This window comes from Streptomyces sp. NPDC002845 (genome assembly GCF_053591955.1).
On sequence record NZ_JBSFUU010000037.1, the window covers coordinates 18014 to 32316 of the forward strand.

General features: G+C 70.6%; 15 protein-coding genes. 6 read left to right on the plus strand and 9 right to left on the minus strand.

Annotated features, from left to right (window positions below; genetic code table 11):
• The first annotated feature begins 82 nt into the window (after positions 1–82).
• From ACWD3C_RS25950 to ACWD3C_RS25960, 3 genes are all read left to right on the plus strand, one after another.
• Positions 83–544: a hypothetical protein gene (locus ACWD3C_RS25950; protein WP_451147841.1), complete on the plus strand. Its 462-nt coding sequence runs from the start codon at positions 83–85 to the stop codon at positions 542–544.
• Positions 537–1658: an ATP-grasp peptide maturase system methyltransferase gene (tgmC, locus tag ACWD3C_RS25955; protein ID WP_451147843.1), complete on the plus strand. Its 1122-nt coding sequence runs from the start codon at positions 537–539 to the stop codon at positions 1656–1658. The genes ACWD3C_RS25950 and tgmC overlap by 8 nt, the downstream gene beginning before the upstream one ends.
• Before the next feature lie 183 nt (positions 1659–1841).
• Complete coding sequence (locus tag ACWD3C_RS25960) at positions 1842–2255, plus strand: hypothetical protein (protein WP_451147845.1); 414 nt, start codon at positions 1842–1844, stop codon at positions 2253–2255.
• A 27-nt stretch (positions 2256–2282) separates the two neighbouring features.
• Here ACWD3C_RS25960 and ACWD3C_RS25965 read toward each other — a convergent pair whose 3' ends face one another.
• Entirely contained in the window at positions 2283–3212 is a 930-nt protein-coding gene (locus ACWD3C_RS25965; protein ID WP_451147847.1) for an AurF N-oxygenase family protein, read from the minus strand.
• A 259-nt stretch (positions 3213–3471) separates the two neighbouring features.
• Here ACWD3C_RS25965 and ACWD3C_RS25970 point away from each other — a divergent pair, with 259 nt between their 5' ends.
• A complete protein-coding gene (locus tag ACWD3C_RS25970; protein ID WP_451147937.1) occupies positions 3472–4341 on the plus strand; it encodes a hypothetical protein in 870 nt (289 codons plus the stop codon).
• Between the two features lie 21 nt (positions 4342–4362).
• Here ACWD3C_RS25970 and ACWD3C_RS25975 read toward each other — a convergent pair whose 3' ends face one another.
• The 7 genes from ACWD3C_RS25975 to ACWD3C_RS26005 form a co-directional block, all read right to left on the minus strand.
• On the minus strand, positions 4363–4917 hold the full coding sequence (locus tag ACWD3C_RS25975; protein ID WP_451147849.1) for a DUF3291 domain-containing protein: 555 nt from the start codon (positions 4915–4917) through the stop codon (positions 4363–4365).
• Positions 4918–5034: 117 nt separating this feature from the next.
• Positions 5035–6492: a penicillin-binding transpeptidase domain-containing protein gene (locus ACWD3C_RS25980; RefSeq protein WP_451147851.1), complete on the minus strand. Its 1458-nt coding sequence runs from the start codon at positions 6490–6492 to the stop codon at positions 5035–5037.
• 23 nt (positions 6493–6515) lie between these two features.
• Positions 6516–7874: an FtsW/RodA/SpoVE family cell cycle protein gene (locus tag ACWD3C_RS25985; RefSeq protein WP_451147939.1), complete on the minus strand. Its 1359-nt coding sequence runs from the start codon at positions 7872–7874 to the stop codon at positions 6516–6518.
• A 46-nt stretch (positions 7875–7920) separates the two neighbouring features.
• Positions 7921–8283 carry an SH3 domain-containing protein gene (locus ACWD3C_RS25990; RefSeq protein ID WP_451147853.1) on the minus strand — a complete coding sequence of 121 codons (363 nt, stop codon included), beginning with the start codon at positions 8281–8283 and terminating at the stop codon, positions 7921–7923.
• Between the two features lie 70 nt (positions 8284–8353).
• Complete coding sequence (locus tag ACWD3C_RS25995) at positions 8354–9619, minus strand: ATP-binding protein (protein WP_451147855.1); 1266 nt, start codon at positions 9617–9619, stop codon at positions 8354–8356.
• Positions 9616–10359 (minus strand): hypothetical protein, encoded by a 744-nt coding sequence (locus ACWD3C_RS26000; RefSeq protein ID WP_451147857.1) that lies wholly within the window; start codon positions 10357–10359, stop codon positions 9616–9618. Before ACWD3C_RS26000 ends, ACWD3C_RS25995 begins: the two co-directional genes overlap by 4 nt.
• Positions 10360–10477: 118 nt before the next feature.
• On the minus strand, positions 10478–10996 hold the full coding sequence (locus ACWD3C_RS26005) for a protein-tyrosine phosphatase family protein (RefSeq protein ID WP_451147859.1): 519 nt from the start codon (positions 10994–10996) through the stop codon (positions 10478–10480).
• A 97-nt stretch (positions 10997–11093) separates the two neighbouring features.
• Between ACWD3C_RS26005 and ACWD3C_RS26010 the strand changes: the two genes are divergently transcribed.
• Entirely contained in the window at positions 11094–11906 is an 813-nt protein-coding gene (locus ACWD3C_RS26010; protein WP_451147861.1) for a nuclease-related domain-containing protein, read from the plus strand.
• A gap of 200 nt (positions 11907–12106) precedes the next feature.
• On the opposite strand, the gene ligD is transcribed toward ACWD3C_RS26010, so the two are convergent.
• The gene (gene ligD / locus ACWD3C_RS26015) at positions 12107–12976 is read right to left on the minus strand and encodes a non-homologous end-joining DNA ligase (RefSeq protein ID WP_451147863.1); all 870 of its coding nucleotides are present in this window, start codon (positions 12974–12976) and stop codon (positions 12107–12109) included.
• 50 nt (positions 12977–13026) lie between these two features.
• Here ligD and ku point away from each other — a divergent pair, with 50 nt between their 5' ends.
• Positions 13027–14046: a non-homologous end joining protein Ku gene (ku, locus tag ACWD3C_RS26020; protein WP_451147865.1), complete on the plus strand. Its 1020-nt coding sequence runs from the start codon at positions 13027–13029 to the stop codon at positions 14044–14046.
• The last annotated feature ends 257 nt before the right edge of the window (positions 14047–14303 follow it).

Sequence of the window (14303 nt, forward strand, 5' to 3'; positions counted from 1 at the left end):
GATCCGCGGCTGACGCCGCTCCCCAAACGACCCGGTGGAGGCCAAGCAGTTCTGCGCCGAACGGCCCACGATCTAGAAGCCGTTGCACGCGGGGGCGTACGAGGTGGAGGGCGAGCCCGCCGGGATCTGGGCCGCCCCGGTCGAGCCGGGCGAGATCGACGGTGCGGTGCGCCACAGTGCGCACCTGTTCCAGGCCCAGGTGCCCAAGGTGGCCGACGTACGGGCGGTCGTCCTCGGCGAGCGGGTGTTCGGCGCCCGGATTACCGCGCCGCCCGGGGTCGTGGACTGGAGAGCCGAGTACCAGAGCCTCACCTATGAGCCGGTTGCCTGCCCGGACGGCGTACGCGGAGCGCTGGTGCGGTTCCTCGACGACTTCGGGCTGAACTTCGGCGCCTTCGACTTCGCCGTGACCGCGGACGGCGCATGGTGGTTCCTGGAGTGCAACCCCAACGGCCAATGGGCGTGGCTGGAAGACGCGGCCGGACTGCCGATCACAAACGCCATCGCAGACCTGTTGGAGAACGGAGCGAGCCGGCATGACTGACCCCCTGCGCTCGGAACACCTGCGGGCCAACCTCGCCCGGCGCCTGTCCAGGAGCGGCACGCTGCGCGGCCCGGAATGGGAAGCGGCCGTCATGTCCGTGCCCCGTGAGGCGTTCCTCTCTCGCGGCTGGTTCGAGTACGAGGACGGCGGCTGGTACCGGCCCGCAGTCAGGGACTCCAAGGAAGGACTCGCGCGGATCTACGAGGACGACACCCTCGTGACACAGGTGGCCGGGGGCGTCTTCCCCGACCAGGTCGAGGGACGCATCGCCGCGGCCCCCTCGTCGTCGTCCACCCTGCCGAGTCTGGTCGTGCGGATGCTCGAAGAGTTGCGGGCGGCCGAAGGGACGCGCGTCCTTGAGATCGGCACGGGCACGGGCTACTCGACCGCGCTGCTCTGCCACGTCGTCGGTGAGGACAACGTGACCACGGTCGAGGTCGACGCCGAGGTGTCCGCCCGTGCCGGAATGGCCCTCGCGGGCGCCGGTTACTGGCCTGCCCGCGTGGTCGGTGACGGCCTGGCGGGCTGTAAGGGGGGCGGCCCGTACGACCGCGTGATCGCGACGTGCGGCGTGCACACCGTTCCGGCCGACTGGCTTGCCCAGACCCGGCCCGGCGGTGAGGTCCTGGTCACGGTCGGCGGATGGATGCACGCCTCCGAACTCGTCCGGCTCACGGTCGCCGACGACGGCACGGCCACCGGCCCGGTACTCGGCGGACAGGTCTCGTTCATGCTTGCCCGCCCCCACCTTCCGCCTCCGCTGGGCATCCTGCCGAACCTCAGCGAGGGCAACGCGGTGCCCGCAGAACTCGGCGCGGACGTGCTCGACGACTGGACGGCCCGGTTCGTCGCGCAGCCCGCCGCGCTGCGCGCACAGCGGCTCACGCTGGAACGGGACGGCCGGACGGAACACGTCGTGATCGACGTGGACGCCGAGGCGTGGGCCGTCGTCTTCCAGGACGGCGCGCGGTGGATGGTCCGGCAGGGCGGCACGGCACGCCTGTGGGACCGGATCACCGAACGCGTCACGCAGTGGCAGGCGGACGGACGCCCGCCTGCCGACCGCATGCGGCTGCATGTCGGCCCAGACGGTCAACGCCTCACCTGGGCGTGACCGCGATCGTCCTGCTGTTCGGCATGGACGAGCGCGGACCCGAGGACGATCGATGCTTTTGCCGCAGCCGTCCTGCGCATGTACTGCGTGTTCGCCGTCCGGAAGGCAGCAGTCAGATAGTTGCCAGAAGCGTCAGACCTGCGTGACGCTTACGGGGTCTCAACGCTGTTGGCGGGGGTCAGCATGGACGACGATGTTGTCATCGGCGGACTGCCCGTCCCCTCACAGCTGATTGCGATGATCAGGGCAGGGAAGTGGGTGACCCGGAGTGATGAGATTCTCAGCGAGGTCTTCGGGGAGAGGCCGGTGCAGCCGCTCTTCTACGGAGAGGGCATGCTCATTCGAGAGAATCGCGGGTGGCATGCGGATCCTGATAACGCAGGCCCTCCCCAGCCGCTCGTAGAGGGAAATCTGGGGCTCCTCGTTGAACGGTCGTTGGTGATCGCGGACCTAGGCCCCGACATGCCCATCGTCCTGGACTTCCGTCTGTCCTTCACTTCTCCTCGAGTGCTATACCCGAGAGGTTTGGCGTGGGTGCAGATCGCTGCGAGCTTCGAGGAGCTTGTCGGCCGCTTGTACCCGCAGAGCGCGGTCTGACTCGGGCTTTGGCGCTCAGCCCATTCCCTACCTCAACAACCCCGACGCCCTCCACAACCGCCGCCCCGCCCCCCGCAGCACCCCGATGTCGTCCAGGAAGTCCGTCAACCGTTTGGCCCCCGTCTGCATGACCTCCCGCCGATGGCCGCTCGCCTTCACCTGGGCGAGAGCCTCCCGTTTGTCGAGGCCGACGTTGGCGTACACCTCGGGGTTGATGAAGGCCACGGAGAACACCCGCGCGAACTCCCCCGACGTCAGCCGGGTGAACTCCTGGGACCAGCGGGGAGCGGTGACCATCTGGCGGCGGAGTTCTTCGCGGGCGTAGCGGACGTGGCGGGCCTCCTCGACGACGTGGATGCGGGTGACGCCGCGGATGAGGGGCTGGACTCGGTCGTCGGGGAAGGTCAGGCGCTGCATCCAGTCGAGGATCTCCTCGCCCAACAACGTGGCGGTGAAGGAGCCCGGCGTCGTCGAGATGGTCTTGAAGAGGCGGCCCAGGTTCTGGTGGAGGCGGCTCACCGGGTAGTACGGCGTGCCGCCCTTGCTGATGAGCCGGGCGAACATCTTCGAGTGGCGGCACTCGTCCTCGATCTCGGTGAGCGCGTAGCGCACGTGGGCGCTCGTGGCCGCCTTGTCGTAGATGTGGCGGACCAGCAGCTGCATCAGGATGATCTCGAACCAGATCCCCAGCGAGGCGAGTGACGCGGACTCGTGCTGGGACAGGGCGATGCGCTGCTCCTCGCTCATCCGGTCCCACATCGGCGTCCCGTACAGCGACACCAGCTCCGGCGGCCAGAACCACTTGCCCTCCTCGAAGGGCGCCTCCCAGTCGAGCTCTTGGTCGGGGTCGAAGGAGTGCTTGGCGGAGGCGTCGAGGAGCCGCTCGGCCACCTGTTCGCGGTCCTTGAGAAGACCGAGCGCGTCACGCAGCACCTCGGCCTCGGTCACCGTCGTCATGGCCATATCCATTCACCCAATATGCGGTCGGCGCACGGTAGTTACCGGCGGTCACCTGCTTATGAGACTACCTGTCAGCAAGGTCGTCAATCCCCTGAGCCTCGTTTGTTGGAGCGGAGTGGCGGGAGCGGGTGGCCGAGGTGCGGGGCGGTCATTGACGACGGGGCGGCGGCCGGGGACTGACAGGCGCCGAGACCGACGGGACATCGCCCTGCGTGCGACACCTGTCACCCGTGTGCAGTAGCGTGCTTGCGTGTCCATGCCTCCTCCGCCCCAGCAGCCGCCCCAGGGTCAGGGCCCGGGCCCGTACGGTCAGCCCTACGGCCAGCAGCCACCGCCCCAGGCCCCGCCTCAGAACCCCTACGGGCAGCCGTACGGTCAGCAGCCCCAGCAGCCCCAGCCACCCGGGCCCTATGAAGCACCGTACGGCCAGCAGCCCTACCCCGGCCCCGGTGGCCCCGCCCCCTGGGGTGCCCCGCCGCCGCCCAAGAAGAGGCGGGTCGGGCTGGTGCTCGGGATCGTGGGAGGGGTCGTCGGCGTTCTGGTGCTCGGCGGGGTGGGGCTCGCAGTGATCGGGTGGCAGGTCGAGGACAGCTTCCCGGAGGCCGAGTACGAGCTGCGGCTGAACGAGACGCTGCTCGACGGCACGTACGAGCTGGCGCAGGACATGTCCGAGTCCGAGGGGGCGCCGATCGAGGAGCAGGCGGACGGCGCCTGGGACGCCCGGGACGTCCGGGCGGTCGTCGGGCTGTACAGCCTCGGCGGTGACGAGACCAAGGGGCAGCTCGTGGTCTCGGGGATGCACGGGCGGTTCAAGAACACCGAGATCGCCCGCGACAAGATGATGGAGGGCGCCGGCGAGGCCGACGGTGCCAAGGTCGCGGTGGAGCCGAAGGACTTCAAGCCCTCCGGCTCGGACGTCACCCTCACCTGCCAGGTCCTCACCCAGAATCAGCTGGGCACCGAGGTCACCGTCCCGATGTGCGGCTGGGTGGACGGCAACACCGGCGCCTCCATCGGCGAGGTGACCCCCGAGATCGCCCTGAAGGACCCCTCGGAGATCGACCTCGAAGCGTTCGCCGAGACGACCGTGAAGGTCCGCTCGGAGCTCCGGCAGCCCATCAGCTGACGGCAGCCCATCAGTCACCGATCAGCTGACGGCAGTCGATTCGCTGACAGCCCCCGGTCCGCTGTCGGCCGCCGGTCCGTCGACGGCCGCCGACACCGGCTTCGCCTCACCCGGCGGGAACGACGTCCGCAGGGTGAACGCGTACTCCGTCGGCCCGTGCGCCCGGAGGTGGAGGAGCCGTTCCTCCGCCTCCGCGACGGTCGGCCGGTGTCCGGCGGGGACCCACCACAGAGCGGTGACGGCTTCCGCGAGCCGCTCGAAGAAGTCTCGCCGCCGCGCCAGCATCTCCCGGTGCTGCCCCTGGTACATGAACGCGGTCAGCGCGTTGCTGTCCCGCCACACCGACATGTTGACGATCAGCCACTCGTCCCCGAGCACGGGTACGTCCGTGGCGTTGCCCGACTCGCTCTGCAACCGCCACACGAACCCGTCCGACGTGTCCGCGACCGCGTTCACGGGGTCGAGGGCGTCGACGAAGTCCTTCAACTGCGGTGAGTCCAAAGGGGCCTTGAGGCGGGCGATGTTGACCTGGGCGAGTTCGTATTCGTCACCGGCTGCGGGTGCGGGAAGGCTCATGACCGAACGGTAGGTCGGGTGGTCTGTCGTGCGGTACCCCTTATCTCACGAAGCGAGAACACCTCACGAAGCGAGAACACCTCATGAAGCGAGGACACCTCATGAAGCGAGGACACCTCACGAAGCGAGAACCGCCTCCATCACCGCCCGCGCGATCGGCGCCGCGTCCCCGCCCCCGCTGATCTCCCCCCGGTCCGCCTCCGCGTCCTCCACCACCACCGCGACCGCCACCTGCGGCTCCATCGCGTTGTCCGCCTGTGCCCAGGAGATGAACCAGGCGTACGGCGTACCGGAGTTGCCGATCCCGTGCTGGGCGGTGCCCGTCTTGCCGCCGACCGTGGCGCCGGGGATGGCCGCGTTGGCGCCCGTGCCCTGCTCCACCACGTCGGTCATCAGCTCGCGCAGCCGCGCGGCCGTGGCCGGGTGCATCGCCTGGCGCAGGGTCGTCGGGCCGCTCGACGACATCATGCGGCCGTCGGCCGTGGTCGTCCGCTCCACCAGGTACGGCGCCTTGACCGAGCCGCCGTTGGCCACGGCCGCCGTGACGACCGCCATCTGCAGGGGAGTCGCCCGGGTGTCGTACTGGCCGATCGACGACAGCGCGAGCTGCGCCCGGTCCATGTCCGTGTCGAAGGTGCTCGGCGCGACGGAGTACGGGATTCGCAGCCCGCTGTTGTTGAAGCCGAAGTCCCGTGCCGTGTCGGTCATTTCGTTGAGCCCGACGGCCACGCCCAGCTTGGCGAAGACCGTGTTGCAGGACCAGGTGAAGGCGGCGCGCAGCGAGGCGTCCTCGCAGCCCCTGCTCGCGTTGGTCAGCGCGGTCGACGTACCGGGCAGGGTGTACGGGGCCGGGGAGTCGGTCGGCGCGTCGACGTCCGTGACGACCCCCGCGTCCAGCGCCGCCGCGGTCGTCACCACCTTGAAGGTCGACCCCGGCGGATACGTCTGCCGGACCGCCCGGTTGAGCATCGGCCTGCCCGGGTCCCCGTTCAGCCGCGCCCACGCCTTCTTGACCGCCGTACCGTTCCCGGACAGCTCTCCGGGGTCGTACGAGGGTGTCGACACCAGCGCCAGCACCCTGCCCGTGGCCGGCTCGACCGCCGCGACCGCGCCCCGGCGGGAGCCGAGTCCGGTGTACGCCGCCTGCTGGGCCGCCGGGTTGATGGTGGTGACGACGTCTCCGCCGGGGGGCCGGGCGCGCGTGAGGTCCTTGCCGAGGGAGAACACGGGCAGCATCGGGTCGGTGCCGTCGAGGAGGGGGTTCTCGGTGTTCTCCAGGAAGGTCGTCCCGTACAGCTGGGAGGCGAAGCCGGTGACCGGTGCGTACAACGGGCCGTTCCTGTACGTCCGTTCGTGGCGGAGTTGCTCGCCGGTGTCCCTGGAGCCGGTGACCGCCCGTTCGCCGACGAGGATGTCCCCGCGCGGCCGGCTCCAACGGGCGATCTCCGTGCGGCGGTTGGCGGGATTGTCGTCGTACGCCCGGGCCTGGAAGACCTGGACGCGGGTGGCGTTCACGAGGAGGGCGATCAGCAGCAGGGCGCACAGGGCGGCGGCCCGGCGGATGTACTTGGTCATGACCTGCCTTCCTGAGCCCCGGCCTACGGCGCCCGGTCCCTGTCGTACTGGCCGCGGGCCGAGTCGCTGACGCGGATCAGCAGCGCGACGATGATCCAGTTGGTGACGACCGAGGAGCCGCCCTGCGCGAGGAACGGCATCGCCATCCCGGTCAGCGGGATCAGCCCGGTCACACCGCCCGCGATCACGAAGACCTGGAGGGCGATGATGGAAGCGAGGCCGATGGCCAGCAGCCTGCCGAAGGGGTCCCGGAGGGTGAGTCCGGCGCGGTAGCCGCGCTCCACGAGCAGGGCGTAGAGGAAGAAGATCGCGGACAGGCCGGCCAGGCCCAGTTCCTCCCCGGCCGTCGCCAGGATGAAGTCCGACTTGGCCGCGAAGCCGATGAGGATGGAGTGGCCGAGGCCGAGCCCGGTGCCGAGCATGCCGCCGGCGGCGAACGCGAAGAGGGACTGGGCGAGTTGGTTCGGCCCCTGGCCCGCCTCGATCGACGCGAAGGGGTGCAGCCAGTCCTCGACGCGGCCGTGCACATGGGGTTCGAGCTGGCCGACGGCGTAGGCGCCGGCCAGCGCGAGCAGCAGGCCCACCGCGATCCAGCCGGTGCGCCCGGTGGCGACGTACAGCAGGATCACGAACAGGCCGAAGAAGAGCAGCGAGGTTCCCAGGTCCCGTTCCAGGACGAGCACTCCGACGCTCAGCAGCCAGATGGCGACGATGGGGCCGAGGACGCGGCCGGTGGGGAGCTGAAGTTTCCAGACCGTGCGGCCGGTGTACGCCAGCGCGTTGCGGTTGGCGGCGAGATAGCTGGCGAAGAAGACGGCCAGCAGCACCTTCGCGAACTCGCCCGGCTGGATGGAGAACCCGGCGATCCGGATCCAGATGCGGGCGCCGTTCACGGGCGGGAAGAAGACCGGCAGCGTGAGCAGGGCCAGGGCGGCGACGACACAGACGTACGCGTAGCGCTGGAGCACCCGGTGGTCGCGGAGGACGACCACGGCCACGATGAAGAGGGCGACGCCGAGCGTGGACCAGTTGAGCTGGGCGGGGGCCGCCTGGTCGCTCGGGGTCTCCAGGTCGAGGCGGTAGATCAGCACCAGGCCGAGGCCGTTGAGGAGGACCGCGATGGGCAGGAGCAGCGGGTCGGCGTACGGAGCCCGGAAGCGGACCGCGAAGTGGGCCAGCAGGGCGAGCACGCCGAGCCCGGCGCCGTAACCGGCGGCGCCGGGCGGGAGGGTGCCGTTCTTCGCGAGTCCGACCGCGCAGTAGCCGTACACGGAGAGCAGGACGGCGACGACGATGAGGGCGAACTCGACGCCACGGCGCCGGGGCAGGCGTACCGGGGGAGGGGACGGGTCCGCCGCCACGGTCGTTCCGGCCTTGGGCATCATGTCCGGAACGTACCCGAATTGGGCGCCTTGTGTGCCTTGGTGCTCAGCACCAGCGTGGCGCGGGCCCGATGTTGTCGATGTAGCGCGCCGCACCCCAGGCCCAGGTGCCGTCGCTCAGCAGGTACCAGAGGGGGTTGGAGTCGACGGTCTCGCCGGGTGTCTTGCAGAAGATCTTGACGATCTCGCCGAACGGCGCGACGCGGATGACGGCGGCGCCGCGGTTCGGCGCGGTGCGCAGGATCAGCCCGCTGCGGGCGGTGACCTTGCCCTTGAAGAAGTCGGAGTGGTGATCGCCGCGGTGGTTCCCGTCGTCGCCGGCGGTCGCGGGTGTGGTGGCGGCGAGGACGGCGAGCGCGCTGCCCGCGGCGGCTATGCCGAGGCGGGTGACAGTGGTCCGCAGGGGCATGAGGGCTCCTTCGAGAAAGGGGCGAAACTGACTAATCGCCACATTAGGAGCGGGGGAGGGGGTGCGCAGTTCACAGTGGGCCATCGGGGAGCGCGGCCCTGGGCGCCCCGGCCTGAGGCAGGGTCAGCGTCGCCACCGCGCCGCCGTCGGGCGCGTTGGCGAACTCCAGGCGCGCGCCCAGCACCTCCGCCTGCCCGGCCGCGATGGTCAGCCCGAGCCCGTGCCCCTTCGCGCCGCCCTCGGTACGGAACCGCTGCGGGCCGTGCGCCACGAGGTACTCCGGATAGCCGTCCCCATGGTCCCGTACGGTGACGACGGGCCCCTCGACGGTCAGCTCGACCGGCGTACCGCCGTGCTTGTGGGCGTTGGCGACGAGGTTGCCGAGGACGCGCTCCAGGCGGCGCCGGTCGGTCTCGACGTGCACGTCGTGGCGGACGCGCACCTCGGTCCCGGTACCCGTCGCGACCCGTTCGGCCAGGGTGGCGAGGGCGATGGTGTCGAGGTCGAGACGCTCCCGGCCGGCGTCCAGGCGGGAGATCTCCAGCAGGTCCTCGGTGAGGGTGCGCAGGGCGGCGACCCGGTCCCGTACGAGCTCGGTCGGGCGGCCCGGCGGCAGCAGCTCGGCGGCGGCGTGCAGACCGGTCAGCGGGGTGCGCAGTTCGTGGGCCACGTCCGCGGTGAAGCGCTGCTCGCTCAGCAGCTTGCGCTGGAGGGTGGACGCCATGGTGTCCAGGGCCCCGGCGACCGCGGCCACCTCGTCCTGGGGGCGCGCCAGCTCCTTAGTCCGGGGATCGTCGACCCGCGCGTCCAGGTCGCCCGCGCTGATCCGGCGGGCCACCTGCGCGGTGGCGTGCAGCCGCCGGGTCACCCGGGTGATCGCGAACGCGCCCAGCAGCAGTGTCACCCCGATCGCCGGCGCCGACGACCACGCGATCGCCCGGTCGAGGCCGGCGATCGTGCCCGCGCTCTGCTCGTAGTCGACCCGCACGGCGATGGCCCGCTCCCCGTCCGCGGGGCCCGCCGCCCACATAGTGGGGTGCCCCCGGTGGTCGGCGACGATCGTGCCGCGCTCCCCGGCCAGCGCCAGCTCCCGCAGCGACGTCGGCAGCCCCTCCGGTTCGATGCCCGAGCCCGGCGGCAGCGAGTCCCCGGCCACGTACGCCGTCGTCGCGTCCGCCAGCCGGGTCAGCGCGAGGTCGCGGGCCTGGCCGACGGTCTGGTTCGTGACCGAGACGTGCACGAGGACGCCGAGCAGGGCGGCGAGCGCGCAGCACATCACGGTGATGAAGACGGCGGCTTTCACGGCGAGGGCGCCGGTCCATTGGGGAAGCCTCATCGGGGGCTCGGGGAGGGGGTGGCCGTGCTCTTCCCGGCGTCCTTGCCCGTGTCCTCGTCGGTGTCCTTGTCCGTGCGCAGGAACTCGTCGCGGGTCAGCAGCATCGCCTTCTGGTCCGCGTCCCAGGTCCACTGGGTGCGGTACTCGTAGCCGGCGATCTGGGAGGGCGAGCGGATGATCAGCGCGTGCCCGGCGAGTTCGACCGCGGTCACCGAGTCGTCGTTCGCCATGATCTGGACCAGTCTGTGCCGGTCGACGATGTACACGCGTACGGCGGTCAGGTTCTGGTTCACCAGCTCGATGCCCAGCACCAGCTCGTCCCGGCCGTCACCGGTGAGGTCGCGGTAGTAGGCCTGGAGGACGGGACACCGGTCGCCCCTGCCGGAGACCGTGCCCTGCTCCTCGCACGCCGTCATCCGGCTGGTCGTGTCGCCGTACGGCGCCGAGGGGCCCTTGAACTGGTCCGGGTGAGCGTCGATCTCCGCGCGGACCACCGCGACGGGGTCCACCTCGCGAATGTCGTCGCCCGGGACCTCGACGCCCTTCACGGTCTCGGTCTCCGCCTCGCCGTAGTCCCACGCGGGGCTCGACGCGGGCGGCTGTTCGGGCCAGAGCCGGGCGGGGCCGACGGCGGTGGGGGTCGCGCCCGCGCCGCGCAGGCCTCCGGCGTCACCGCAGCCCGCGAGCAGCAGGGCGGAGGCCGTGACGAGGACGGCGCGCGAGCGGCGGCTGAGAAACATCGGGGACGGCTCCGGACGGTTGATCGTCTGATCGTCCGTACACCTTAATCGCACTATGCGGAACGAAGTCCCTTTTAGAGGCTTACCGAACCCCCTGCCCCGCAGCTCTGCCGCCCGCCTACTCGGCGACCTCCTCCGCGAGCTCCTCCAGCAGCCGGGCCGTGGCCAGCCCCGTGCGCAGATACTCCACGAACAGCTCGTTGTGCAGCGCCCAGGGTGAACGGCGGGACCGTATGAGCCGGACGGCCTCGTCGGGGGAGCGCCCGTCGCGGATCAGGGCGTGTGCCACGACGAGCCCCGCGCGGTTGTACCCGTGGTAACAGCGGACGAGGACCCGGCGGCGCCGCTCCAGCGCGTCGCACGCGGCCTGCGCGAGACGGATCACGCCCGCGAGCTGCGTACCGTCGAGGGGGCCGTCCGGGATGGGCCACACATGGTGCTCGACACCGTCGTCCGGCCCGTGGCCCGGGAGCCGCAGCAGTGTCAGTACGAGATCGAACTCGTCGTGTACGACGGCGAACTCCCGCTCTCCCGAACGCCCCGCGAACTCGTGCCCGCCCATCCAGAGGCCAGGCATGATCTCGTTCCACGGGTTGTCCGGGGCCGGTACGTCGGGTTGCTTCCTGTGGGTCCGCAACGGCGCCTCCCCAAGCCCCTGCCAGCTCTCCCAAAGGTATCCGGCTTCTTGCCGATGGAGCACCCCGCCTGTTCCCATGGTCGTGGGGTGATGGTCCATGAGCGGCACGAACGGACTGCGCGTCATACCGAACTGGCGGCAAGGACACGAACGGCTGTACGTGTGCCGGACCGACGGGAGGAACGTCGCCTGGTACGACCGTGAGGCGGCCCGGGTGAACCTCCTCAGCGAGGACCGGCGGGAGGATGTGCTCGAAGCGCTGGGCCCCTTCCTCACGGGCCCGGTCACGGTGGGCCCGCCCCCGGTCCCGACCCCCGCGGAACTGGCCCGCCTCGCCCTCCACCCGGACGACGACCTGGCGCCCAACCGTCCCGGCGAGGCGCTGATGATCGCCCTGGACCGGGCCCCGCGACCGACGCGCCGCTGGCGGCCGGACCCGCGGCTGCGGGCGCTGGAGGCCGAGCAGGCGGTGGGCGAGGCGCTGGACGGGCTGGAGGGCGCGGGCTGGCACACCCTGCACTCGATCCCGCTGCCGGGCGGGGGGCGCATCCACCACCTGGTGATCGGTCCGGGCGGCCTCTTCTGCCTCCGGGCGCTGTACGCCCGCAAGCAGCGCGTCATCATCGCCGACCCCATGGTCACGGTGGGCCGCCGCGAGCCCCAGCCCCTCCTCCGCCACGTCCGCGCCGACGCCGACCGCGCCTCCTACGCCCTGACCGCCGAGGTCCACCCCGCCCTGGCCCTCGCCGGGGCCGCCTCCGTGACCATCACCGTCCCCCTCCGCGACCTCCGCGTCCTGCACGACACCGACATCTCGGCGCTGGCCCGCGCGGGCGGGGTGCTGAAGCCGGCGGATGTGGAGGCGCTGCACGCGATGGCTCGGGATCGGCATACGTGGGGGCGGGTGTGAGGGGTGGGGTGCCGCTGTGTGTTTTCGCCCCCGCCGCCCCTACCCGTCCCATCCTCCAGGGGCTGCCGCCCTTTCGGCCCCGCCGGGGCTGCGCCCCGGACCCCAGGAAGGGGTGCTGCGGGGAGTTTCGGGACTGCGGGTTGTGTGTGGCTGGTCGCGCCCACGCGGCGGAGCCGCATATCGACACAGCCCCGCGCCTATCAGGGGCGCGGGCCCTCTAGCAACGGCTCCAGCAGATCCCCGTACGCCTGGAGGCGCGGGGCGATGTCCTGGGCCTGGAAGGTCAGTCGGGACGGGTCGGTGCAGTCGGTGATCTCGTCCCAGGTCACCGGGGTGGAGGCCGTCGGCTCGGGGCGGGCGCGCAGGGTGTAGGGGGTCGCTGTCGTCTTGCGGGCGGCGTTCTGGCTGTAGTCGACGAAGACCTTTCCGGGCCGCAGGCTGCGGGTCATGCGGTGGACGACGAGGGCGGGCAGGGCGCGCTCGGCCTCGACGGCGAGGTCCTTGGCGTAGGACGTGACCTCTCGGGAGGGCGTGGGCCGCAGGGCCGCCAGGAGGTGGAGGCCCTTCGCCCCGGACGTCTTCACGTACGCCTCCAGGCCGTCGGCCGCCAGCCGCTCCCGCAGCCACAGCGCGACCTCGCAGCACTCGACCACGCTCGCGGGCGTACCCGGGTCGAGGTCGAAGACGAGCCGGTCCGCCTCTCCGGGGGCGTCGATCAGCCACTGGGGCGTGTGGAACTCGGTCACCAGGTTCGCCGCCCACATCAGCGAGGCCAGGTCCTGGATCAGGACCATCCGCGCCGGTCCCTCCGAGCGTGGCACCTCCGCCGTGGTGACCCACTCGGGCGTGCCCGGCGGCACGTTCTTCGCGAAGAAGACCTGGCCGTCGGGTCCGTCGGGGTAGCGGAGGAAGGAGAGGGGGCGGTTCCGGAGGTGGGGGAGGAGGGCGTCGGCCGTGGTCGCGTAGTAGTGCAGTACCTCGCCCTTGGTGAAGCCGGTCGCCGGGTGGAGGACCTTGTCCAGGTTGGAGAGGGCCAGCCTCCGGCCCTCCACCTCCGTGATCGGCGTCATACGATGAGAATCTCACGAAAACGGGTGATAACAACCGAAAGGTGCTGCTCGTGCGATCCATATGGAACGGCGCCGTCTCCTTCGGCCTCGTGAGCATCCCGGTCAAGCTGGTGAACGCCACCGAGAGCCACTCCATCTCCTTCCGCCAGATCCACCTGGAGGACGGCGGCCGTATCCGTTACCGGAAAGTGTGCGAACTGGAGGACCGTGAGGTGACGCAGGGGGAGATCGGCAAGGCGTACGAGGACGCCGAGGGCGCGGTCATCCCGATCACGGACGACGACCTGGCCTCGCTGCCGCTCCCCACCGCGAAGACCATCGAGATCGAGGGTTTCGTGCCGGCCGACCGCATCGACCCGATCCAGGTGGACACCGCCTACTACCTCTCCGCGAACGGTGTCCCGGCCGCCAAGCCGTACACCCTGCTCAGAGAGGCCCTCAAACGCAGCAACAAGGTCGCGATCTGCAAGTTCGCGCTGCGGGGCCGCGAACGGCTCGGCATGCTCCGGGTCGTCGACGACGTCATCGCCATGCACGGCCTGCTCTGGCCCGACGAGATCCGCGCGACCGAGAGTGTCGCCCCCGACGCGAGCGTCACCGTCCGCGACAAGGAACTCGACCTCGCCGACGCCCTGATGGACACCCTCGGCGAGGTCGACCTCGCCGAGCTCCACGACGACTACCGCGAGGCCGTCGAGGAACTCATCGCCGCCAAGGTCTCCGGCGAAGAGGCCCCCTCGCTCCCGGCCGAGGAGCCCGGCGGCAAGGTCCTCGACCTCATGTCCGCCCTGGAGAAGAGCGTCCGCGAGGCCAAGGAGTCGCGCGGGGAGGAGGCGGAGGTGGCTCCGATGCCCCGCAAGTCCGCCTCCGCACGCAAACCTTCTGCTCGTACGGCGCCCAAGGAGGCGGCGGGCAAGAAGCCGACTGCCCGGACCGCCAAGACCGCCAAGAAGACAGCGGCGAAGAAGACGACGACGGAGAGCGCGAAGAAGTCCACCAGCAAGCAGAGCACCACGACGAAGAAGACGGCCGCGAAGAAGACGACTACTCGGAAGCGGGCCTCCGCCTGACGGTGCCCTCGGCCGCCGGCCGTGTTCGACCTTGCCGGAAACCTTCTGCGGTTACTGAAGGGTAAATTCTTGTTATCGATTCGGCGTGGATGAATGCTCGTGAATTTCATGCGGGCCGTCAGTCGTTTGTCGGGGAGGGTGGCTCCTTCCGTCGGGGAGGGCGGTTCCTTCGTGGCTTGATCGAGCCACAGAGGCGCGGACATGCAGAGTTTACAGAGTTTCATGATCGGCTGCTTTGACGGGCTTGTGGTGCTGTG